The organism is Alcaligenes sp. Me129 (assembly GCF_050487245.1).
Classification (GTDB): Bacteria; Pseudomonadota; Gammaproteobacteria; order Burkholderiales; family Burkholderiaceae_B; genus Alcaligenes; species Alcaligenes phenolicus.
The window spans coordinates 413,962-434,633 of record NZ_JBKQGX010000001.1 but is presented as its reverse complement, the minus strand read 5'-3'; the positions used below and the strand labels follow the sequence as shown (position 1 = coordinate 434,633).

General features: G+C 56.8%; 20 protein-coding genes. 8 read left to right on the top strand and 12 right to left on the bottom strand.

Annotated features, from left to right (window positions below; translation table 11 throughout):
* Window positions 1-153: 153 nt before the first annotated feature.
* The 5 genes from ACLPGZ_RS01970 to ACLPGZ_RS01950 form a co-directional block, all read right to left on the bottom strand.
* Window positions 154-1,143 carry a Bug family tripartite tricarboxylate transporter substrate binding protein gene (locus ACLPGZ_RS01970; RefSeq protein WP_026484425.1) on the bottom strand — a complete coding sequence of 330 codons (990 nt, stop codon included), beginning with the start codon at window positions 1,141-1,143 and terminating at the stop codon, window positions 154-156.
* 71 nt (window positions 1,144-1,214) lie between these two features.
* Window positions 1,215-1,952 (bottom strand): amino acid ABC transporter ATP-binding protein, encoded by a 738-nt coding sequence (locus tag ACLPGZ_RS01965; protein ID WP_009460548.1) that lies wholly within the window; start codon window positions 1,950-1,952, stop codon window positions 1,215-1,217.
* Between the two features lie 60 nt (window positions 1,953-2,012).
* Window positions 2,013-3,107 carry an amino acid ABC transporter permease gene (locus tag ACLPGZ_RS01960; RefSeq protein ID WP_009460546.1) on the bottom strand — a complete coding sequence of 365 codons (1,095 nt, stop codon included), beginning with the start codon at window positions 3,105-3,107 and terminating at the stop codon, window positions 2,013-2,015.
* The gene (locus ACLPGZ_RS01955) at window positions 3,108-4,295 is read right to left on the bottom strand and encodes an amino acid ABC transporter permease (protein ID WP_022983606.1); all 1,188 of its coding nucleotides are present in this window, start codon (window positions 4,293-4,295) and stop codon (window positions 3,108-3,110) included.
* A 98-nt stretch (window positions 4,296-4,393) separates the two neighbouring features.
* Window positions 4,394-5,410, bottom strand: coding sequence for an amino acid ABC transporter substrate-binding protein (locus ACLPGZ_RS01950; RefSeq protein WP_035270417.1), 1,017 nt, complete (start codon window positions 5,408-5,410; stop codon window positions 4,394-4,396).
* Window positions 5,411-5,630: 220 nt separating this feature from the next.
* Here ACLPGZ_RS01950 and ACLPGZ_RS01945 point away from each other — a divergent pair, with 220 nt between their 5' ends.
* From ACLPGZ_RS01945 to mutY, 3 genes are read left to right on the top strand one after another with little or no spacing between them, the layout of a single operon-like run.
* Entirely contained in the window at window positions 5,631-6,302 is a 672-nt protein-coding gene (locus ACLPGZ_RS01945) for a cell division ATP-binding protein FtsE (protein ID WP_009460544.1), read from the top strand.
* The gene (locus ACLPGZ_RS01940; protein ID WP_060186654.1) at window positions 6,299-7,207 is read left to right on the top strand and encodes a cell division protein FtsX; all 909 of its coding nucleotides are present in this window, start codon (window positions 6,299-6,301) and stop codon (window positions 7,205-7,207) included. Before ACLPGZ_RS01945 ends, ACLPGZ_RS01940 begins: the two co-directional genes overlap by 4 nt.
* Complete coding sequence (mutY, locus tag ACLPGZ_RS01935) at window positions 7,207-8,298, top strand: A/G-specific adenine glycosylase (RefSeq protein WP_060186653.1); 1,092 nt, start codon at window positions 7,207-7,209, stop codon at window positions 8,296-8,298. Before ACLPGZ_RS01940 ends, mutY begins: the two co-directional genes overlap by 1 nt.
* Window positions 8,299-8,335: 37 nt before the next feature.
* Here the strand turns inward: mutY and rodA are convergent, their stop codons facing one another.
* From rodA to ACLPGZ_RS01910, 5 genes are all read right to left on the bottom strand, one after another.
* Entirely contained in the window at window positions 8,336-9,478 is a 1,143-nt protein-coding gene (rodA, locus tag ACLPGZ_RS01930) for a rod shape-determining protein RodA (RefSeq protein ID WP_035270410.1), read from the bottom strand.
* Window positions 9,475-11,334: a penicillin-binding protein 2 gene (gene mrdA, locus ACLPGZ_RS01925; RefSeq protein WP_035270408.1), complete on the bottom strand. Its 1,860-nt coding sequence runs from the start codon at window positions 11,332-11,334 to the stop codon at window positions 9,475-9,477. The genes rodA and mrdA overlap by 4 nt, the downstream gene beginning before the upstream one ends.
* A 14-nt stretch (window positions 11,335-11,348) precedes the next feature.
* Window positions 11,349-11,930: a rod shape-determining protein MreD gene (mreD, locus tag ACLPGZ_RS01920; protein WP_080748006.1), complete on the bottom strand. Its 582-nt coding sequence runs from the start codon at window positions 11,928-11,930 to the stop codon at window positions 11,349-11,351.
* The gene (gene mreC, locus ACLPGZ_RS01915) at window positions 11,914-12,795 is read right to left on the bottom strand and encodes a rod shape-determining protein MreC (protein ID WP_009460381.1); all 882 of its coding nucleotides are present in this window, start codon (window positions 12,793-12,795) and stop codon (window positions 11,914-11,916) included. The genes mreD and mreC overlap by 17 nt, the downstream gene beginning before the upstream one ends.
* Before the next feature lie 61 nt (window positions 12,796-12,856).
* Complete coding sequence (locus ACLPGZ_RS01910; protein WP_003801946.1) at window positions 12,857-13,900, bottom strand: rod shape-determining protein; 1,044 nt, start codon at window positions 13,898-13,900, stop codon at window positions 12,857-12,859.
* A gap of 270 nt (window positions 13,901-14,170) precedes the next feature.
* Here ACLPGZ_RS01910 and gatC point away from each other — a divergent pair, with 270 nt between their 5' ends.
* From gatC to gatB, 3 genes are read left to right on the top strand one after another with little or no spacing between them, the layout of a single operon-like run.
* Window positions 14,171-14,479 (top strand): Asp-tRNA(Asn)/Glu-tRNA(Gln) amidotransferase subunit GatC, encoded by a 309-nt coding sequence (gene gatC, locus ACLPGZ_RS01905; protein WP_003801948.1) that lies wholly within the window; start codon window positions 14,171-14,173, stop codon window positions 14,477-14,479.
* Window positions 14,480-14,488: 9 nt separating this feature from the next.
* Window positions 14,489-16,009: an Asp-tRNA(Asn)/Glu-tRNA(Gln) amidotransferase subunit GatA gene (gene gatA, locus ACLPGZ_RS01900; protein WP_035270405.1), complete on the top strand. Its 1,521-nt coding sequence runs from the start codon at window positions 14,489-14,491 to the stop codon at window positions 16,007-16,009.
* The gene (gene gatB, locus ACLPGZ_RS01895; protein WP_022983608.1) at window positions 16,009-17,466 is read left to right on the top strand and encodes an Asp-tRNA(Asn)/Glu-tRNA(Gln) amidotransferase subunit GatB; all 1,458 of its coding nucleotides are present in this window, start codon (window positions 16,009-16,011) and stop codon (window positions 17,464-17,466) included. The genes gatA and gatB overlap by 1 nt, the downstream gene beginning before the upstream one ends.
* Before the next feature lie 90 nt (window positions 17,467-17,556).
* On the opposite strand, the gene pyrE is transcribed toward gatB, so the two are convergent.
* Complete coding sequence (pyrE, locus tag ACLPGZ_RS01890) at window positions 17,557-18,231, bottom strand: orotate phosphoribosyltransferase (protein WP_009460379.1); 675 nt, start codon at window positions 18,229-18,231, stop codon at window positions 17,557-17,559.
* 53 nt (window positions 18,232-18,284) lie between these two features.
* Window positions 18,285-19,175 (bottom strand): LysR family transcriptional regulator, encoded by an 891-nt coding sequence (locus ACLPGZ_RS01885; protein ID WP_035270402.1) that lies wholly within the window; start codon window positions 19,173-19,175, stop codon window positions 18,285-18,287.
* A 219-nt stretch (window positions 19,176-19,394) separates the two neighbouring features.
* On the opposite strand from ACLPGZ_RS01885, the gene ACLPGZ_RS01880 reads away from it, so the two are divergent.
* Together ACLPGZ_RS01880 and ACLPGZ_RS01875 are read left to right on the top strand one after the other, a co-directional pair.
* Entirely contained in the window at window positions 19,395-19,796 is a 402-nt protein-coding gene (locus ACLPGZ_RS01880) for a DoxX family protein (RefSeq protein ID WP_026484436.1), read from the top strand.
* 56 nt (window positions 19,797-19,852) lie between these two features.
* Window positions 19,853-20,662, top strand: a complete 810-nt coding sequence (locus tag ACLPGZ_RS01875) for a DODA-type extradiol aromatic ring-opening family dioxygenase (protein WP_429640965.1) — start codon at window positions 19,853-19,855, stop codon at window positions 20,660-20,662.
* Window positions 20,663-20,672 lie beyond the last annotated feature (10 nt).

The following is a 20,672-nucleotide window of genomic DNA, read 5'->3' as shown; positions in this document are numbered from 1 at the left end:
CCAGGACCGCTTGAATGCCTCCAATACTAGCAAGAGGCACCGCAAGCAGGTACTTCAAAACAGACTTCACTGCCTTCTTTAACAATTCTTGATCTTGCCAGCGACCACACAAACTGCAGTCACTGATTGCCTGGGGGCTAAGTACTTGAAAGCTTAGAACAACTCGGCACCCGAGTCGGCAACGACTTCTTTGTACTTCTTCAGATCATTGCTGACAAGCTCGCTGAACTCAGCCATGGTACCAGGCTGCACATCCGAGCCCATGGTAGCCAGTGCTTCACGCACTGCCGGGTCCATCAAAGCCTTGGAGTAAGCGGCATGCAGCTTGTCCAGCACAGGCTGTGGTGTACCGCCCGTAGCGAACACTCCAAACCAGGTGCCCAGGTCAAAAGGCTTCACGCCAGCCTGCTCCATGGTGGGAACATCAGGCAGGAAGCTGGAACGCTCCAGAGTCGTCACAGCCAGGGCCTTGACGGTATCTGCCTTGATCAACGGCGCTGCAGAAGCCAGGTTATCAAACATGAAATGCACTTGGCCTGCCAGCAAGGCCGTCTTGGCAGGGTTGGCACCGGCGTAAGGCACATGCACGGAATTGATCTCGGCACGGGTGTTCAGGACCTCACCGGCCAGATGACCCGCACTGCCATTACCGCCCGAAGCAAAGTTCATTTGACCGGGATGCTCTTTAGCGTAGCTGATCAGATCCTGCACCGAAGCAATCTTGTTTTGTTCGGCAAACTCTTTGTTCACGATCAGAATGTTAGGCACCGAGGCAACCAGGGCGATAGGCGCAAAGCTCTCGACCGGGTCAAAAGGCACGGTCTTGTACAGCCAGGGGTTAATGGAGTTGATCGCCACCGCCCCCATCATCAGGGTATAGCCGTCCGGAGCGGCCTTGGCCACAATGCTGGCACCGATATTGCCACCCGCACCCGACTTGTTCTCCACCACAACCGTGCCCAAGTCGCCTTTGACGCGTTCAGCCAGCAAGCGAGCCATGCTATCCAAAGGGCCACCCGGTGGATAAGGCACCACGAACTGGATAGGTTTGGAAGGATAAGCATCCTCCGCCATGACAGCCGGGGCGGCCATGACAGCCGCAACACCAGAGACAGCCAGCAGCCACTTACAGACTCGAAACATCACTTTTTTTCCTTGAAATAAAAATGCATATGGGCTGCACAAGGCAGCCCATACAGAGCAGCCACTGATCCTTAATGAATGATCTGGCTTAAGAACTCACGCGTTCTTTCACTGCGTGGCGAGTCAAAGAACTCATCAGGCGTATTTTGCTCGATGATTTCGCCCTGATCCATAAAAATGACCCGATCAGCCACTTTACGCGCAAAACCCATCTCGTGGGTCACGCACAACATCGTCATGCCGGTATGGGCCAGCTCGACCATCACTTCCAGCACTTCCTTGACCATTTCCGGGTCCAGCGCCGAGGTCGGCTCGTCAAACAGCATGATTTTAGGCTCCATGCACAGGGAACGTGCAATGGCCACGCGCTGTTGCTGTCCGCCAGAGAGCTGTCCGGGATATTTGTTGGCCTGCTCTGGAATACGTACACGCTCCAGATACTTCATGGCCAGCTCCTGAGCCTGGGCCTTGGTCTTGCGACGAACCCACATCGGCCCCAAAGTCAGGTTTTCCATCACGGTCAGGTGAGGAAACAGATTGAAGTGCTGAAACACCATGCCCACGTCACGCCGAATGGCCTCGACCTGACGCACATCGTTGGTAAGCTCCTCACCAGCCACAATGATCTGCCCTTTCTGATGCTCTTCCAGGCGGTTAATGCAGCGAATCAGGGTGGACTTGCCCGAACCCGAAGGCCCACAAATAACGATGCGCTCGCCGGGGGCCACATCCAGATTGATATCGCGCAGCACATGGAACTGCCCGTACCATTTATTGACGTTCTTTAGCTGAATAATGGCGTCTGCCATGCAAAACTCCTTGTCTGGCCAGCAAAGCAATAGGTCTTAACCAAGGCTTTGCTACCTGTGTCAGCGTTCATAACCCGTTTGCAAACGTCGCTCCAGCGAACGACTGTAGCGAGAGATGGAGTAGCAGAACACAAAATAAATCAGTGCGATGAACAGATAGGCTTCCCGGCTAAAGCCGCGCCAGGCCGCATCGGCCAGGGCCACTTTGGCCGCCTGGGTCAAATCGAAAATACCGATAATCACGACCAGGGAGGTGTCCTTGAACAGGGAAATGAAAATGCCTACCAGTGGCGGGATCACGATCTTGAGCGCCTGCGGCAAGATGATCTGACGCATGGTGCGCCAGTAGCTCAAGCCCAGCGAAGCCGCGCCTTCATACTGTCCCTTGGGAATGGCTTGCAAGCCGCCCCGCACGGTTTCCGCGATGTACGCCGCCGCAAACAAAATGATGGCGATCTGAGCACGCAGCAGCTTGTCGATGTTAAAGCCCTCGGGCATGAACAAAGGCAGCATTACCGAGGACATGAACAGCAAGCTGATCAGCGGCACGCCACGAATCAGTTCGATGTAAACCACGCACACTGCCTTGACGGCCGGCAAGCGCGAGGTACGTCCCAAGGCCAGCAACAAGCCCAAAGGAAAGGCGAACGCGATGCCGAAGGTAGCCAGAATCAAGGTCAGCGGCAAACCGCCCCACAGGCTGTTTTCCACATAGCTCAGGCCCAGCACACCGCCCCACATCAAAATACCCACGACGGTCAGGCCAACCAGCCACATCACAGGCAGCCAGGGTTTCCAGAACCAACGCACGCAGCTGCACACGATCAGCAAGGTCAGCAGGATGGAGGCCAACAAGGGTCGCCATTGCTCGTCATAGGGATAGATACCAAACAGGATCAGACGGTGCTTTTCACGAATGAAAGCCCAGCACGCACCCGCACTGGCCCGACAATCCTGCGCGGTTTGCGCATCGAAATTGGCCTTGATGAACAGCCAATCGATCATGGCTGGCACAGTCATCAAAAGCAGCCAGGCCGACAACACCGTCAAAATGGCGTTCAAGGGAGAGGAAAACAGGTTCTGGCGCAGCCAGCCCAGGGTGCCCCGCTGCAGTGGCGGTGGCCCGCTTACGGTGGATGTAGGCGTATGACTCATTTAGCGCTCCACCAAAGCAATTCGGTTGTTGTACCAGTTCATGAAGATCGAGATCGACAAGCTGACCGTCAGGTAAGCCGCCATGATGATCAAAATGCCTTCAATCGCCTGCCCTGTCTGGTTCAAGGTGGTGTTCACCACAGACACAATATCGGGATAGCCAATGGCCACGGCCAAGGAACTGTTTTTAGTCAGGTTCAGGTACTGGCTGGTCATGGGAGGCACAATCACACGCAGAGCCTGGGGCAGAACCACCAAACGCATCATGCGGCCACGGGACAGACCCAGTGCCTGCGCCGCTTCCCATTGTCCTTTGCCCACGGCCTGAATACCGGAACGCACCACTTCCGCCACAAAGGCCGAGGTATAGGTAATCAAACCGGCCAGCAAGGCGGCAAACTCAGGCGATAAGGTCACGCCCCCGACAAAGTTGAAACCTTGCAGACGGGGCACATCCAGCGCCAAGGGTTCGGGGCTGATCAGCAAGGCCAGAACCGGCATCAGAACCAGCAGCAAAATGCCAAAGCGAATGGTGGGGAAAGGACGGCCCGTTTTTTCCAGACGACGACGCGCCCAGTGCGCCATCAAGACCCACAGCACCACCGCCAGGCCCAGACCCATAAAGATCCAGTCCATACCATCGCCCTGGAGGGTGGGCAGCTTCAAACCACGATTCGATAAAAATACGCCGCCCAGCGGATTCAAAGCCTGCCGCGGTCCGGGCAAGGTCTCGGTAATCAGGGCGTACCAGAAGAACAGTTGCAGCAGCAAAGGCACGTTACGCATCACTTCCACGTACAAGCCCGCCAGCCGGGAGACCAGCCAGTTCTTGGACAAGCGTGCAATGCCCAGCAAGGTACCAAACACGGTGGCAGCAATAATGCCGATCACCGCCACCTTCAGCGTATTGACCAGACCGACCAGAATGGCCCGCCCATAAGTATCCGAGGGCTTATAAGCCAGCGCCGACTCGCCAATGGCAAAGCCAGCCTCTCGATTCAGGAAATCAAAGCCTGTAGAAATATTGCGAACAGCCAGGTTGTGCAAGGTATTGGAGACCAGATACCACACACAAAAGCCAAGCACACCCAAAATCAGCACCTGGTAAATAATGCCGCGTGTGAACGGATCATTCCAGGACAGGCGCCGTTTAGGGGGGGCTGGCGCGGCAGGTGTATTTTGTGCCATAGCGTAAAACCCATGGATGCAGCACTACGCGTAGCCCTGCGAGGTGGCGCGCGTCTGGCCGAAGCCAGACGCAAGAACAAACAGCGAAGACCGAAATCTTAACGCACTGGCCAGCCGTACATCACACCACCGTCACGCCATTGCGCATTCAAACCGCGCTCCAGCTTCAAGGCGGTCGATTTACCCAGATTGCGCTCGAAGCTTTCGCCGTAGTTGCCGACCTGTTTAATTATGTTGTAGGCCCACTTGTTATCCAGCTTCAGACCTTTGCCCAGCTCGCCGGACACGCCCAGAATGCGCTGAATGTTCGGGTTATCGCTCTTGGTCTTTTCATCCACGTTCGCGCTGGTAATGCCATATTCTTCGGCTTCCAGCATGGCGTTCAGAGTCCAGCGCACCAGGGTGAACCAGTCCTCGTCGCCCTGACGCACGAATGGGCCCAGCGGCTCTTTGGAGAAATCCTCGGGCAGGATGTCGAACTCATCCGGCGTAGCCTGGGCGGCACGCATGGCTGCCAGCTGGGATTTATCGCTGGTAAAGCCGTCGCAACGACCGGAGGTAAAGGAGCGCATGGCTTCTTCAGGGTTGTTGATCACCACAGGGTTGAACTTGATCCCCTGACCACGGAACCAGTCCGCCAGGTTCAGCTCGGTCGTGGTGCCGGGCTGTACGCACACAGCGGCCCCATCCAGCTCTTTAGCGCTTTTCACGCCCAGGGATTTTTTCACCATCACGCCCTGGCTGTCATAGTAGTTAATGCCAGTGCTGACCAAACCCAAAGTTGTGTCGCGAGAGATCGTCGCGGTGGTATTACGGGTCAGCACATCGACTTCACCCGATTGCAGGGCGGTAAAGCGCTGCTGAGTGGTCAAAGGCGTAACCTTGTATTTTTTGGCATCCCCAAAAACAGCAGCGGCGATCGCACTGCACATGTCCACGTCAATGCCGGACCAGACACCCTTACTGTCTGCCAGCGAGAATCCTGCAATACCGGTTGAGACACCGCACTGAACAAAGCCTTTCTTCTTCACCGAGTCCAGGGTTTCACCTGCCTGTGCATTAGCGGCCAAGGCCATCAACGCAACACTACATGCAATGGTTTTCACTAAGGTCATGGAATATCACCTCCTGTTTACTTTTGGTAAATGGATGCAGATTACAATTGCAGCTAAGCTGTGGTGTCCAATCGTAGAGCCAGACTGTCCAAACACAAATCGGGGGTTTCCCTCTAACAATCTGACTAATACTTTTACCTACGCCGACATTTTCATGCGAGCCCCGGCGGTCATTCCCCAGCGGCTTTCCAAGCAGATTCCTCTTTAATTGTGCGTCGCGATGATCGAGTTCCAACACGTTTTTAAATCGTATGGCCGCAGTAAAAATATTCTAGCCGACATTAATTTTCGCATTGATGACGGCGAATTCATTTTTGTGTCCGGCCCCTCTGGAGCAGGTAAATCCACTTTATTGCGTCTGATCGGAGGCCTGGAGCTGCCTAGCCGTGGTTCTGTCCAGGTCAATGGACACAGGCTGGACAAGCTGCCGGCCCGCGCACGACCGTATTTGCGACGCGCCGTAGGCGTGGTTTTACAAGATACGCACTTGCTGCAAGATCGCAGCGCCCTGGCCAATGTACTCCTGCCCCTGGCCGTCATGGGTCTGGAGCCCAGCACGGCACAGGCACGTGCCCGCGCCGCCATGGAAAAAGTGGGCCTGCGTGGCAAAGAAGATTTAAAGCCGGTGGAAATGTCGGGGGGTGAACAACAACGGCTGGCGATTGCCCGCGCTATTGTGAATCGCCCGGCTATTTTGATTGCCGACGAACCCACTGCCAATTTGGACGCTGATAACGCCAAACGCATCATGGATGTATTGATGGACTTTAACCGGGTGGGTGTCACCACCTTAATTGCTTCGCACGATCTGAATTTGATGGCACGCTATGCACGTCGAACCCTGCTGATTCAGGACGGCCGTTTTTCCGATCACCCAGGAGTGCTGGCATGAGAACCTGGCTGCGTCATCATCAATACGCCTTTCTGGTGGCCCTGCGCCGCCTGAAAGTGCAACCCTTCTCCTCCCTGTCCAACCTGCTGGTCATTGCCTTGACCCTGGCTGTACCCGTTCTGGGAGCCAGTATCTTGCTGGCCGCTCAACCTGTCGTGCGCGAGATTCCGACCTCTCCCGAAATGACCGTGTTCATGAAACAGAACAGCACGCTGGAACAAGCGCAAGCCTTCAGTCAGGCCGTGGGCAAAGAGTTTCAAACTGAACTGGCCCAGATCAGGCTGGTCAGCAAGGAGCAGGCGCTCAAACAACTGCAAAGCAACCCCAGCTGGACAGATGCCTTGGGCGCCTTGCCCAGCAACCCCTTGCCACACGCCATTGTGCTGACCCTGCATGAAACACCGGATCTGGTAACGCGTGCTGACACCCTGGCCAAGACCCTGCAAGGCCGCGAAGGCGTGGATAGCGTACTGCTGGATAGTGAATGGGTGCAGCGTCTGGCCGCGATTCTAAGCTTCATCCGTATTGGCTTATGGATTCTGATGGCAGGCGTGGGCGTAGTCGTGATTGCCACTGTGTTCAATACCGTCCGTCTGCAAGCCCTGAACCAGCGTGAAGAAATTGCCGTGGCCCGTCTGGTCGGCGCCACCGAAGCCTTTGTACGCCGCCCCTTCCTGTATATGGGCGCGCTAACCGGCCTGACGGCCAGCGCTCTGGCATGCGGTCTGGCCTTGCTGGCACTGACCCCGCTGAACAAAGCCTTATCCAGTCTGGCCCAAAGCTATGGCGTCCAGTTGACGCTCCGGCTGCCGGAATTTTCTCTGTTGCTGACAGCGGCTATTTTGGTCGCCATTTTGGGCGCCCTGGCAGCACGCTGGTCTGTTACCCGTAGTACCCAATATTGATGTCACTTCCTGAACCCTGTCCCCAAGATCTGGCCGAAAAAGTGGTGGCCTGGCAAAAAACCTCCGGCCGCCACCACCTCCCTTGGCAGAACACGCAAGATCCTTACCGCGTCTGGCTTTCCGAAATCATGTTGCAGCAAACCCAGGTCGCTACCGTACTGGGTTATTACGAGCGTTTTCTGGAACGCTTCCCCACCGTCAAGGATTTGGCCGAGGCCGAGCAAGATGAAGTCATGCCCTATTGGGCCGGGTTGGGCTACTACGCCCGCGCCCGTAACTTGCACCGCTGTGCCCGCGAGGTCATGGAGACATGGGGCGGCCGTTTTCCGGCTAATGCCACAGATCTGGCGACCTTACCCGGCATTGGCCGCTCTACCGCCTGTGCCATCGCCGCCTTCTGTTTTGGCGAACGCAGCCCCATCATGGACGGCAACGTGAAACGCGTGTTCACACGCTACTTCGGGATCTATGGGCCCACGCAGAAAAAGGCCGTGGAAAACACCTTGTGGGCCAAGGCAGATGAGGTCGTGGAACTTGCCCCCGCCAGCCTGGATATGGCGGCCTACACTCAAGGGCTGATGGACCTGGGCTCGCAATGCTGTACCCGCAGCAAGCCCACCTGTAGTCTCTGTCCGCTGCAAAGCGACTGCTACGCCCACACGCATCAGGCACAGTCCGAGCTACCCAGCCCCAAAGAACGAATTCGTCAGGATGAGCGCTATGCACATGTGCTGATTCTGGAACTGAATGGCCAGGTTTTGCTGGAACAACGTCCTGACAAGGGAATTTGGGGTGGTCTGCTCACCCTGCCCCAGTTTGACGATGCCATCAGCCTGCAAACGGCGGCACTGCATTGGTCTAACAAGGAGGCTATTGCGCTGGCCTCTTTCCAGCATGTGTTCTCGCACTTCAAGCTGCACATCACCCCTTGGTTACTGCAAGTCGATGAATCTGTACTGGCTGAGCCAGTGGCAGGCCAGCAATGGCAGGATCATGAAGCACTGGAGCAGACCGCTTTACCTGCGCCCATACGCAAGCTGCTGCTGGGTTTGTACCAGAGCAAGGATAGTGAACAGTTACTGCTAAGCTGATGCCAAGATCCCCGGCCTAATCCGGGGGGAGCGGCGCCTATGCAGGCCGCGCTGGCTTATCGTTGCTGATGCTCATCAGCATCCCGCAGGCGACACCCAAGGTCATCAAGGCCGTACCGCCATAGCTCAGGAACGGCAAAGGCACGCCCACCACGGGCAGAATTCCCGTCACCATGCCTATGTTCACGAACACATAAACGAACAGCATCATGGACATGGAACCGGCCAGCAGACGGCTGAACTGGGTGTGAGCCACAGCAGCAATCGACAAGCCGCGCAGGATCAACAAGGCGTACAGCACCAGCAGCATGATGCCGCCGTACAAACCGAATTCTTCGGCAAACACTGCAAAAATAAAGTCGGTTGTGCGCTCGGGCACGAAATCCAGATGGGACTGGGTGCCCATCATGTAGCCCTTGCCGTAAACACCACCAGAACCGATCGCAATCATGGACTGGATGGTATGGAACCCTCTTCCCAAACGGTCACTACCGGGGTTCAGCAAGGTGCAGACACGGTGCTTTTGATAGTCGTGCAACACCACCCAATCCAGGTCAGGTACGCAGATATAGTCTTCGTAGTACAGCAAGGCGCTAATGCCCAGCACCAGCACCACCACAATGGGCACGATCAGCTTGAAGGACAGGCCTGCAAAGTAAATCACGCAGAAACCGGCCGCAAACACCAGCAAAGCCGTACCCAAATCCGGCTGACGCACGATCAGCAGGAACGGAATCATCAGCAAGATGCCTGCCACCATGAAGTCCAGCAAGCTCATCTTGGGCCGCTGATAGCGGTGGAAATACCAGGCCAACATCAAGGGCACGGAAATTTTGAGCATTTCCGAGGGCTGAATACGTGCCACCCCCAGGTCCAGCCAGCGCGTTGCGCCCTTGCTGGTTTCGCCAAAGAACTCCACCCCCAAAAGCAACACGACCCCGATCGAATACACCACTGGAGCCAGCTTCATCCACAAGGCAGGCGGAATCAGGGCGGCCAGCCACATCACACCAAAGGCCAACAGGAAATTACGCACCTGATCGGCAAAGCGCCAGTCTGTACCGCCCACAGCGGAATGCATGACGGTCATGCCCAGCGCAGCCATCAGCACCAGCAAAAGCAGCAAAGGCCAATCAAAGGCGGTGACGGCTCTCAGGCCCAGTTGCAAAAGTCGCTTCATTGCATCTGCCCTCGTTCCACCAACCAGTAATCAAAGACCTTGCGCACAATCGGTGCCGCAACCGAACCACCCCAACCTGCGTTTTCCACGATCAGGGCAACAGCAATTTTGGGGTTCTCTGCCGGGGCGTAGGACATGAACAAGGCGTGGTCGCGCAAACGCTCATCAATGGCGTTGGCGTTGTACTTGGCACCGCGCAAGCTAAAGACCTGTGCCGTACCCGTTTTGCCAGCGGCCTGATACGCCGCACCCGCAAAAGCCCGGCGGGCGGTGCCCAAACGCACCACATCCACCAGAGCACGTTTGACCACATCCACATTGGCCTGCTTCAGGGGGATCAGCTTGGCATCAATACGCACGGGCTGTTCAATTTCCGGATCATGGGGGCTGAGTGTCTGGGTGACCAGATGCGGAGGCCGCACAATGCCATTGCTGGCCAACACGGCAGTCGCATGGGCCAGTTGCAGCACAGTAAACGAGTTATAGCCCTGGCCCACGGCCACCGAAATGCTTTCCCCTGCATACCAGCGCTGTTGGGCCGGTTTTTTGTAGGCCTGACGTTTCCATTCAGTAGAAGGCAGAATGCCTTGGCGCTCGCCATCCAGGTCAATACCCGTCTGCTGGCCAAAGCCAAACTGCTTCATGAAATCATGCAAATTATCAACGCCAATTTCTGGGCCCAATGAGTAGAAATAGGTATCGGAGGACACCACCAAGGCGCGGTGCATGTCGGTAGAGCCATACACAGCGCCACCTGCGTTACGGAAACGCTGACCACCAAACTCAAAGTAGCCAGGGTCAGAAATACGGTCCGTCGCCTTGCGCTTGCCGGTTTCCAAAGCAGCCAAGGCCACAAAGGGCTTGTAAGTCGAACCGATAGGATAGGTGCCGTACAGTGGGCGGTTAATCAGCGGGTGGTCGGGCGAATCATTCAGCTTGCGCCAGTTCTCTACGTCTATACCGTCAATAAACAGGTTCGGGTCGAAAGACGGGGCCGACACGAAAGCCAGCACTTCGCCAGTGCTGGGCTCGATCGCCACCAGCGCACCGCGTCGTCCTGCAAACAGGGCTTCAGCCATTTTCTGCAAGCCAATATCCAGCGACAAGCGCAAGCTGGCACCCGGTACGGGGTCGACCCGGCTCAAGGTACGTACTGGACGGCCCGAAGCAGCCACTTCCACTTCCTCGATCCCTGTGCGACCGTGCAGGGTCTTTTCCCAGGTTTTCTCGATCCCTTTTTTGCCAATGACCTGCGTGCCACGGTAGTTACCAGTTTGCCCGGTTTCTTCCAGGCGCTGCTGATCGCCCTCGGAAATACGGCCCACATAACCCAGCACGTGCGCCGCCGCCTCGCCTTGCGGATACTCGCGCACCCAGCGAGCCTGCAAGGTCACACCCGGGAACTTGAAAGCATGGGCAGCAAACCAGGCGGCTTCATCATCGCTCAGGTTATTGCGCAACAGAATTTCAGAATATCGACTGTTTTGCGCGACGTTCTGCTTGAATCGACGACGATCACGTGGACTTAGCTCCACCAGCTCGCCGACACGATCCAGCATATCGTCTACCGGCTCGCCCAGACTGGCGGGTACGGCCGACAAGGTGTAGTCCCGGTAATTACGGGCCAGCACCTCGCCATTGCGGTCCAGAATCTCGCCTCGACGAGGGGTAATCGGGATAACAGCAATACGGTTTTGATCGGCTCGGGCGGCAAAGCCTTCGTAGCGCACCACTTGCAAATACCACAAGCGCACGCCCAGCACCCCTAACAGTACGCAGGCCAGAACGGCCGCCACCAAGGCGCGAAACAGAATGCGCTGGCGCAACTGATGCGAAGTTTTTTTGAATTCAAACATGGCCGCCCTACCCGTCAGGACGAACCGGAGTCGGACTCGTCCAGACGTCGCTGCGGCAAGAACAGCACACTATCGGCCAGCGGCCACAGGGCGGCGGTCAACAAGGCGCCTCCGGCCCACTCCCAGCCAGACCACTCCCCTACCAGCCAGGCGTGCAGAACCCGCACAATCAACTGGGCCAGCAGCATGACAACTGCCATGTGCAAGAAGTGAGTCCACATGCCAAAGTTCAGGATGCGCTTGCGCAGCAGCAATGCGCCGTACACGACCAGAATATAGGCCAGGGCATGCTCGCCCAGCAGACTGCCATCGTGCACATCCACCAGAATGCCCACAATAAATGCCAGTGACATGGGAACACGGCGCGGCTCGTGTACAGCCCAGAAGGCCAGCACCAGCATCAACAGATCGGGTGCAAAGGGCAGCAGGCGCCAGGGCAGCATGGAAACCAGCCACATCAGCAGAATCGAGCCCCACACCAACCAGGGACTGGAAGCGCGCGAAAACGGGCTGCTATCAATAGGCTGCAAACTACTCAAGGATGAGGACCGGGTTTTACGGCCCGAGGTGTCCGAGGACTCAGCGCGTCGCATCATTGGCATCGTCCTGTTCAAGAGGGCGCTCGCTCTCGGGCACCAGCAAAATCAGAAAATGGCGATAACGCTCGGGGTGCGACAAAGGCGTCACCAAGGCCAGCGCAAAACCGGACGCATCATCGCGCTCGATACTGCTGACCATGCCCACCGGCAGACCGGCAGGGAACAAGCCACCGATACCGCTGGTGATCAAGGTATCGTTAGGCTCCAGATCCACATCAGCCGTCAGAAAACGCACTTCCACTTTGCCACCGGGGTTGCCACCGAAGGCAATCAAACGCAGACCATTGCGCAACACCTGGACCGGCACCGAGACTTTATCGTCCGTGATCAGCGCAGCTTCCGAGGTAAAGCGCGTGACACGCACCACCTGGCCAACCACGCCGCCTTCGTCAATAACCGGCATGCCGGGGCGAATACCGCTGGCCGAGCCTTTATTGAAGATCAGGTGACGGGCGTACCCATTAGGCGGTTCGTACAGAACCTCTACCGCGACAGACGGTTGGGTAACCGTATCGGCCACTTGCAGCAAACGGCGCAGCTGCTCGTTCTCAGCAGACAGCTGGGCGGCATGGGTAGACAACTGAGCCAGCTCGATACGCTGGCGTTGCAAGGCTTCTTTTTCGGAACGGGCGGTGGAGGCCGCGTCGGTCCAGCTGCTGAAATAAGTAACCAGATCACGAGGGGCCAGCATGACACGCTGAAAGGGATACAGCACAGTGGCCACGGCCTGACGCACGGGTTCGAGCACCGCATAACGAGCGTCAGTAATCAACAAGCCCACAGCCAGCACCAAAAGAGCGGCCAGACGCAGCTCAGCTGATGAGCCGCGCCTAAATAGCCGGATGGAGCCTTGTTCTCGCATTACTCAAGCACTCGATCGCTTGCCCCCACAGGCAGACACTGCCGTGAAGGCCAAGCAAAGATCAATCGTAAATGAATACGGACTCCAGACGCTCCAGATGTTCCAGAGCCTCGCCGCAACCCCGTACCACGCAGGTCAGAGGATCTTCAGCCACCACGACGGGCAAGCCGGTCTCTTCTTGCAGCAGACGGTCCAGGTCATGAACCAGAGCACCACCACCTGTCAGGACGATGCCCTTGTCAGTGATGTCCGCACCCAGTTCTGGAGGAGTTTGTTCCAGAGCGGTTTTAACCGCGGAAACGATTTGATTCAAGGGATCGGTAAGCGATTCCAGAATCTCGTTGGACGACACCGTGAAACTGCGTGGCACCCCTTCGGACAAATTACGACCCTTGACTTCAATCTCGCGAATTTCAGTGCCAGGGAATGCGGAACCGATCTCTTTTTTGATCAATTCAGCCGTAGGTTCACCAATTAGCATTCCGTAATTGCGACGGATGTAATTAATAATGGCTTCGTCAAACTTGTCGCCACCGACGCGAACCGATCCTTTATAGACCATACCGCCTAAAGAGATCACTGCCACTTCGGTTGTACCACCACCGATATCCACCACCATGGAGCCGCTGGCATCGGACACGGCCAGGCCTGCACCGATAGCGGCCGCCATGGGCTCTTCAATCAGGTAGACCTTGCTGGCGCCAGCGCCCAGAGCAGATTCTTTGATGGCACGGCGTTCCACCTGGGTGGAGCCGCAAGGCACACACACGATAATGCGTGGGCTGGGAGCAAACATGCTGCGTGGGTGAACCATGCGGATGAACTGCTTGAGCATTTGCTCGGTGACCGTAAAGTCCGCGATCACACCATCCTTCATGGGCCGGATGGCTTCAATATTGCCAGGCACCCGACCCAGCATTTGCTTGGCCTCCTGCCCAACGGCCTGAATGATTTTTTTACCATTAGGTCCACCTTCATGGCGGATGGCTACAACGGACGGTTCATCCAGTACGATACCCTTGCCGCGTACATAGATAAGGGTATTGGCCGTACCGAGGTCGATTGCCATATCGCTGGAAAAGTAACTGCGTAGGAATCCGAACATGGGCGCGCAAAGTGTAAAGTGTTTGGGGAAAAGGCAGGTAAATTCGGCGCGGAACTCAAGCGTAAAACGACAGGCACAAGAACCAGGCAACGAATTCAAAAATACCTGGGAAGGAAACGGTCAATGATAACTTATAATTGCTCTACATTAGGACTGTTTTAATGGTCAGTTAAGTTCTGTAACCCCCGCATTTGCTGTAAAAGTGCCAAACTGTCCCTAACTGACGGATTTCCGCTTTTTTTTATTACTCATTTTCCAGTACCCACCCACATGTCTATCACTGAACAGGATGTTGCCCGTATAGCGCAACTGGCGCGCCTTGATCTTTCTGCTGAACAAGCCTCCCAGGTCGAGCACGATTTGACGCGCATCCTGGGCCTGATCCAGACCTTGCAAACCGTTGATACTCAAGGCGTTGAGCCCATGGCCCACCCTTTGTCCGCCCGCCAGCAGATCAGTCTGCGTCTGCGCGAGGACAAGGCCCTGCCTTCCGGAACGGTAGAAAGCCGCCAGGCCATGATGCGCAACGCCCCCGCCGAGCAGGATGGCCTGTTTCTGGTGCCCACGGTCATCGAATAAAGCAAAACCATGTCTTTTACCCCTGAATTCGCGACTATTGCAGCGCTGCGCCAAGCTCTGCAAAACAAAACCGTCAGTGCCCGCGAGCTGGCCCAGCAAGCCCTGGACAACAGCGCCCGTCAAAAAGAGCTCAATGCCTTCGTGCAGCAGGACGCTGCCCTGACCCTGGCCCAGGCCGATGCCGCTGACGCCCTGATTGCTCAAGGCAAGGCCGGTCCACTGACCGGCATCCCTATCGCCCACAAAGATTTGTTTGTCACCAAGGATTGGCAGACCACCGCCTGCAGCAAAATGCTGGAAGGCTACGTCAGCCCCTTTGACGCCACGGTCGTGACCAAGCTGCAGGCAGCCGGTGCTGTCTCGCTGGGCAAGCTGAACTGTGACGAGTTCGCCATGGGCTCGCGCAACGAAAGCTCGGTGTTTGGCCCCGTGCGCAACCCTTGGGATCACTCCATGGTGCCCGGTGGCTCCTCGGGTGGTTCTGCCGCCGCTGTCGCTGCTGGCCTGGTAGCGGGTGCGACTGCAACCGATACCGGTGGTTCGATTCGCCAGCCTGCCGCCCTGTGTGGTGTCAGCGGCATCAAGCCCACCTACGGCACGATTTCCCGCTTCGGCATTATTGCCTACGGCTCCAGCCTGGATCAGGCCGGCCCTATCGCTCGCAATGCACGCGACTTGCTGGACTTGCTGGAGAACATGTGTGGTTTCGACCCGCAAGACGCCACCAGCCTGGAGTTTTGCGACGACCAGCCCAATAACGGCGCGCGCATTCGTCAGCAATTTGAACAGCAACAGGCTCAACAAGAAGCCCAAGGCAGCCAGCCACTGAAAGGCCTGCGTATTGGTGTGCCCGCCCAGTTCTTTGGCCCCGGCCTGGATCCGGTCGTTGCCGACGCCATTGAAGCCGCCCTGAAAACCTACGAAAGCCTGGGTGCAGAGCGCGTCACCGTGCAACTGCCCCTGACAGAGCTATCTGTCCCGACTTACTACGTCATCAGCCCCGCTGAGGCCTCCACCAACCTGTCGCGCTTTGACGGCGTACGCTTTGGCCACCGCGCCAGCCAGTACACCGATCTGAACAGCATGATTTCGCGCTCGCGCTCGGAAGGCTTTGGCCCTGAAGTGGTACGCCGCATCCTGGTCGGCACTTATGTGCTCTCGCATGGCTACTACGACGCCTACTATCTGCAAGCCCAACGCGTGCGCCGCATGATTGTGGACGACTTCCAGAAAGTCTTTGAACAGTGCGACCTGATCCTGGGCCCCGTCACACCGGCTCTGGGCCGCAAGCTGGGTGCCACCATCGAGGATCCCACCACCGATTGGCTGGGCGACGTCTACACACTGGGCGTGAGCCTGGCCGGCCTGCCCGCCATGTCCATTCCTTGCGGATTCAGCAAGGATGAGCGCCCCCTGCCCATCGGCCTGCAAATCATTGGCAACTACTTCCGTGAAGGCCAGTTGCTGGCCTTTGCCGACCGCTTCCAGCAAGTCACCGACTGGCATCAACGTCAACCAGGACAACAATAATGGAATGGGAAATTGTGATCGGGCTGGAAACTCATACCCAGCTCTCGACCGAATCCAAAATCTTCTCCAGCAGCAGCACTCGCTTTGGCGCCTTGCCCAACACGCAAGCCAACGAAGTCGATATGGCCTTGCCCGGCGCTCTGCCTGTCTTTAACCGTGGCGCTGCCGAACGGGCAATTCGCCTGGGTCTGGCCGTAGGCGGCCACATTGCGCCGCGCTCCGTGTTCGAGCGCAAGAACTACTTCTACCCGGATCTGCCCAAGAACTACCAGATCAGCCAGATGGAAATTCCTGTCGTCAGCGGCGGTACGGTCAGCTTCATGCTGGACGGTGAAGAAAAAACCATCAATCTGACTCGCGCCCACTTGGAAGAAGATGCCGGTAAATCCCTGCATGAAAACTTCCGTGGTCCTTACGGCGAGTCCAGCACCGGGATCGACTTGAACCGCGCAGGCACTCCGCTGCTGGAAATCGTGTCCGAACCTGAAATGCGCTCGGCGGCTGAAGCCGTGGGCTATGCACGCGCCCTGCACAGCCTGGTAGTCTGGCTGGGCATTTGCGACGGCAATATGCAGGAAGGCTCTTTCCGTGTGGATGCCAACGTATCGGTACGCCCTAAAGGCCAGAAAGAATTTGGCACTCGCTGCGAACTGAAGAACATCAACTCCTTCCGCTTCCTGGAACGTGCCATTCAATACGAAGCACGCCGCCAGATCGAGCTGATCGAAGACGGTGGCAAAGTCATCCAGGAAACGCGCCTGTACGACTCGGACCGTGACGAGACCCGCAGCATGCGCAGCAAGGAAGACGCACACGATTACCGCTACTTCCCCGATCCTGACCTGCCACCTCTGTTTATCAGTGAAGAGTGGATCGAGCAAGTTCGTCAGGACATGCCTGAACTGCCCGCCCAGAAACTGGCTCGCTTCGAGCAAGAGTTTGAACTGAGCCGTTACGATGCCTCGCAACTGACGGTAGATCGTGCAACGGCTGACTTCTTCGAAGCCATCTTGCAGGCGGGCTCCAAGGCGAACGCGAAACTGGCCGCCAACTGGATTCTGGGCGAACTATCGGCTGCCTTGAACCGTGAAGAGCTGAGCATTGAGCAGTCCAAAGTCAGCCCAGCACAATTGGCTCAGCTGATTGCCCGTATTGCTGACGGCACCATCTCCAACAAGATTGCCCGTGACGTGTTCGCGGCGCAGTGGGACGGCGAGCTCAATGGCGATGTGGACGCCATTATCGACGCCCGTGGCTTGAAGCAGATCAATGACGTAGGTGCCATTGAGGCCATGGTGGACGAAGTACTGGCCGCCAACCCCAGCATCGTCGAGCAGCACCGTGCCGGCAAGCCAAAAGCCTTCAACGCCTTGGTCGGTCAGGTGATGAAGGTTGCCAAGGGCAAGGCCAATCCGCAGCAGATCAACGAAATGCTCAAGCAAAAGCTGGACGCCTAAGTCCGGACTCTACGCTTAACGGATACAAAAACACCAGGCCAAGGCCTGGTGTTTTTTTACTGCTGAACTCTGCTTAACAAACGCAGATGATCAGACACCGTAGCGGTCGCGGTAGGCTTTCACTTGAGGAGCATGAGCCGCCAAGGTGGTATCGTCCGCCAGCACCGCCATGATGTCAGCCAAAGAGGCAATGCTGATCACAGGAATACCGTAAGTCTGTTCCACTTCCTGCACTGCAGAATGCGCGGACAGTTCCTGATCGTTACCGGCGCGCTCCATGCGATCCAGAGCAATCAGCACCGCGGCAGGTTCTGCACCTGCGGCCTTGATGATCTGCATGGATTCACGCACGGACGTACCCGCTGTGATCACGTCATCAATAATCACGACCTTGCCTTGCAAAGGAGCGCCCACCAGGGTGCCGCCTTCGCCGTGGTCTTTGGCTTCCTTGCGGTTGAAAGCAAAAGGCACATCACGCTCACCGATTTGCGGGTGCTCAGCCAGGGCAATCGAGGTTGCGGCAGCCAGAGGAATCCCCTTGTAGGCGGGACCAAACAGCATGTCAAAAGACACGCCCGAATCCAGCAAAGCCTGAGCATAGAAACGGGCCAGCTGACCCACACTACGTCCCGTATTGAACAGGCCGGCATTGAAGAAGTAAGGGCTCAAACGGCCAGACTTGACCTTGAATTCCCCAAAGCGCAGCACTCCCTGTTCCAGGGAAAAGCGCACAAAATTGCGACGATTATCGTTATTAGCCGACATGACAGAGTATGAAAAAGATAGAGACGAAAAGCATTTTAGCGTGATGTGAGCCATCACTTGGCAGGTTCGGCCAGTTCTTCCAGCAAGAAGTCGATAAAACTGCGCACTTTAGGTGTCAAATAGCGACGGCTGGCATAGACGGCATGCAGCTGCTGCAGCTCTTCGGTGTAATCGGGCAACAGGCGAACCAGCCGACCACTTTCCAGATCATCCATCACCAGCCACTCCGGCAAATAGGCCAGCCCTGCTCCACCCAACGCACTGTAATAAGTCAGATTGGTGTTATCCGAACGCATGAAAGGATTCAGGCGCAAGGACTCCGGCCCGTCCGGCCCCAAAAATTCAAAACTGGGCTGCTGTAAATAACTGGGGCTGATAGCCGGCAGACGCATCACCTCCGCACAGTTACGCGGCATGCCGTGCTGGGCCACAAACTCCGGGCTGGCCACCAGATGAAAGGGCGTGGGGCAAATAAGACGTGCAATCTGATGCGGCGCAGGCTCGCGCATCACCCGCAAGGCCAGGTCAAAACCTTCCGCCACTAAATCCACTTTGTGATTGCTCAGGCTCATGTCCAGAGTCACTTCCGGAAAGCGCGTTTGGTAATCCTGCAACAGCTGCGCCACTTTGCGGTTGGCAAACCATACGGGGGCCGTCACTCTCAACACACCTTGGGGCTGATGCTCAGAACCCGACAATGCCTGCTGTCCGCGCTCCAGGGTATCGAGTGCCTGCAAGCAATAATCAAAGTAGGTTTGCCCCAACTCTGTCAGGCTCAAACGACGGCTGCTGCGATGGAGCAAGCGGGCGCCCAGCTGTTTTTCCAGATTGGCCAAGTGCTTGCTGACCATGGGCGCAGACATATCCAAGCGTTGCGCCGCCGCTGCAAAGCTGCCCGCTGCGACGATTTCCCGGAACACCCGCAAACTCTGAATCGTATCCATGCTTTCCTAATAAGAAAGTAACTAATGAAAAGAGGCCTGTTTATTTCCTGATAGTAATTGATTAATCTTGAACGAGCGCTAACCCGGTGCCTGTCTGGGCCTTGAATGGGCGGGACCAGCACCAGGATGTCATCACGTCATGCCTGACACAGAGCTTTTGTCACTACGCCGGGCCAGTGCTTCGTTTACCGATACTGTCAACTTTCCAAAGGAACATACATGAGCGCCCTTACCTCTAGCTGGACTCCTCGCATCCTTAGCCTGCTGCGCATCGTTACAGGCTATCTCCTGCTGACACACGGTACTGCCAAGATCCTGGGTTTCCCCAAAGTAGACATGTTTGCCAACCTGCAAATCAGCTCCATTTACGGCATTGCGGGCATTCTGGAACTGGTTCTGGGTGTCTTGCTGGTGATTGGTCTGTTCTCTCGTTTTGCGGCCTTTATCGCTTCGGGCCTGTGCGCTTTCGCCTACTTTATTGGCCACGCCAGCGGCAGCACCTTCGCAACCCCTATCCTCAATGGCGGTGAGGCGGCAGTTCTGTTCTGCTTTGCCTTCCTGTACCTGGCCTTTGCCGGCCCAGGCCCATGGAGTATTGACGCAGGCCGCGGCAAAGCCTGACGCCTTAACCAACCCCTTATCCCCTGCCCCTATCAGGGCAGGGGCAGGAGATCATCATGACAATGCCCACCTACTTCATCTCGCATGGTGGCGGACCCTGGCCCTGGATGCCTGAAGCGCAAACCATGTACGCCCCGCTGCGTGCTGCCTTGCAGGATATTCCACGCCAATTGGGGCGCACACCCAAAGCGATCTTGATGGTCTCCGCCCACTGGGAAGCTCAACAAGCCAATCTGCTGGTTGCCGCCGCAGCACAACCGAGCATGGTGTACGACTATTACGGCTTTCCATCCCACACGTACGAGATTCACTACCCTGCACCAGGCGATCCTGCTCTGGCCCAACAGGTCTGTAATTTGCTGGAAGGCGCTGGCCTGCCCACTCATCTGGATTCGCAGCGTGGCTTTGACCACGGTGCATTCGTACCGGCTTATGTGATCTATCCGCAAGCCAAAGTGCCTATGGTGCAACTGTCCATTCACGCGAACTACGACCCGGCCCTGCACTACGCCATGGGCGAGGCGCTTGCGCCTTTGCGAGACGAAGAGGTGCTGATTATTGGCAGCGGTCTGAGCTATCACAACCTGCGCAATATGGGCCCTGGCGTTGTGCAGCCCTCTGCCCAGTTTGATGCCTGGCTGCATCAAAGCCTGAGCCTGGAGGACCCTGCCGCCCGTCGTCAGGCCTTGATGGACTGGGAACAGGCCCCGGCCGCACGTATTGCCCATCCCCGCGAAGATCACCTGGTTCCCCTCATGGTGGCCGCTGGTGCTGCGCGTGGCGACGCAGCGCATCGCTTCCACCACGAAACCCAGGCCTTTGGTGGCTTGACCGTGTCCAGCTACCGCTTCGGCTCAGCGTCGTAACAAGCTCTGA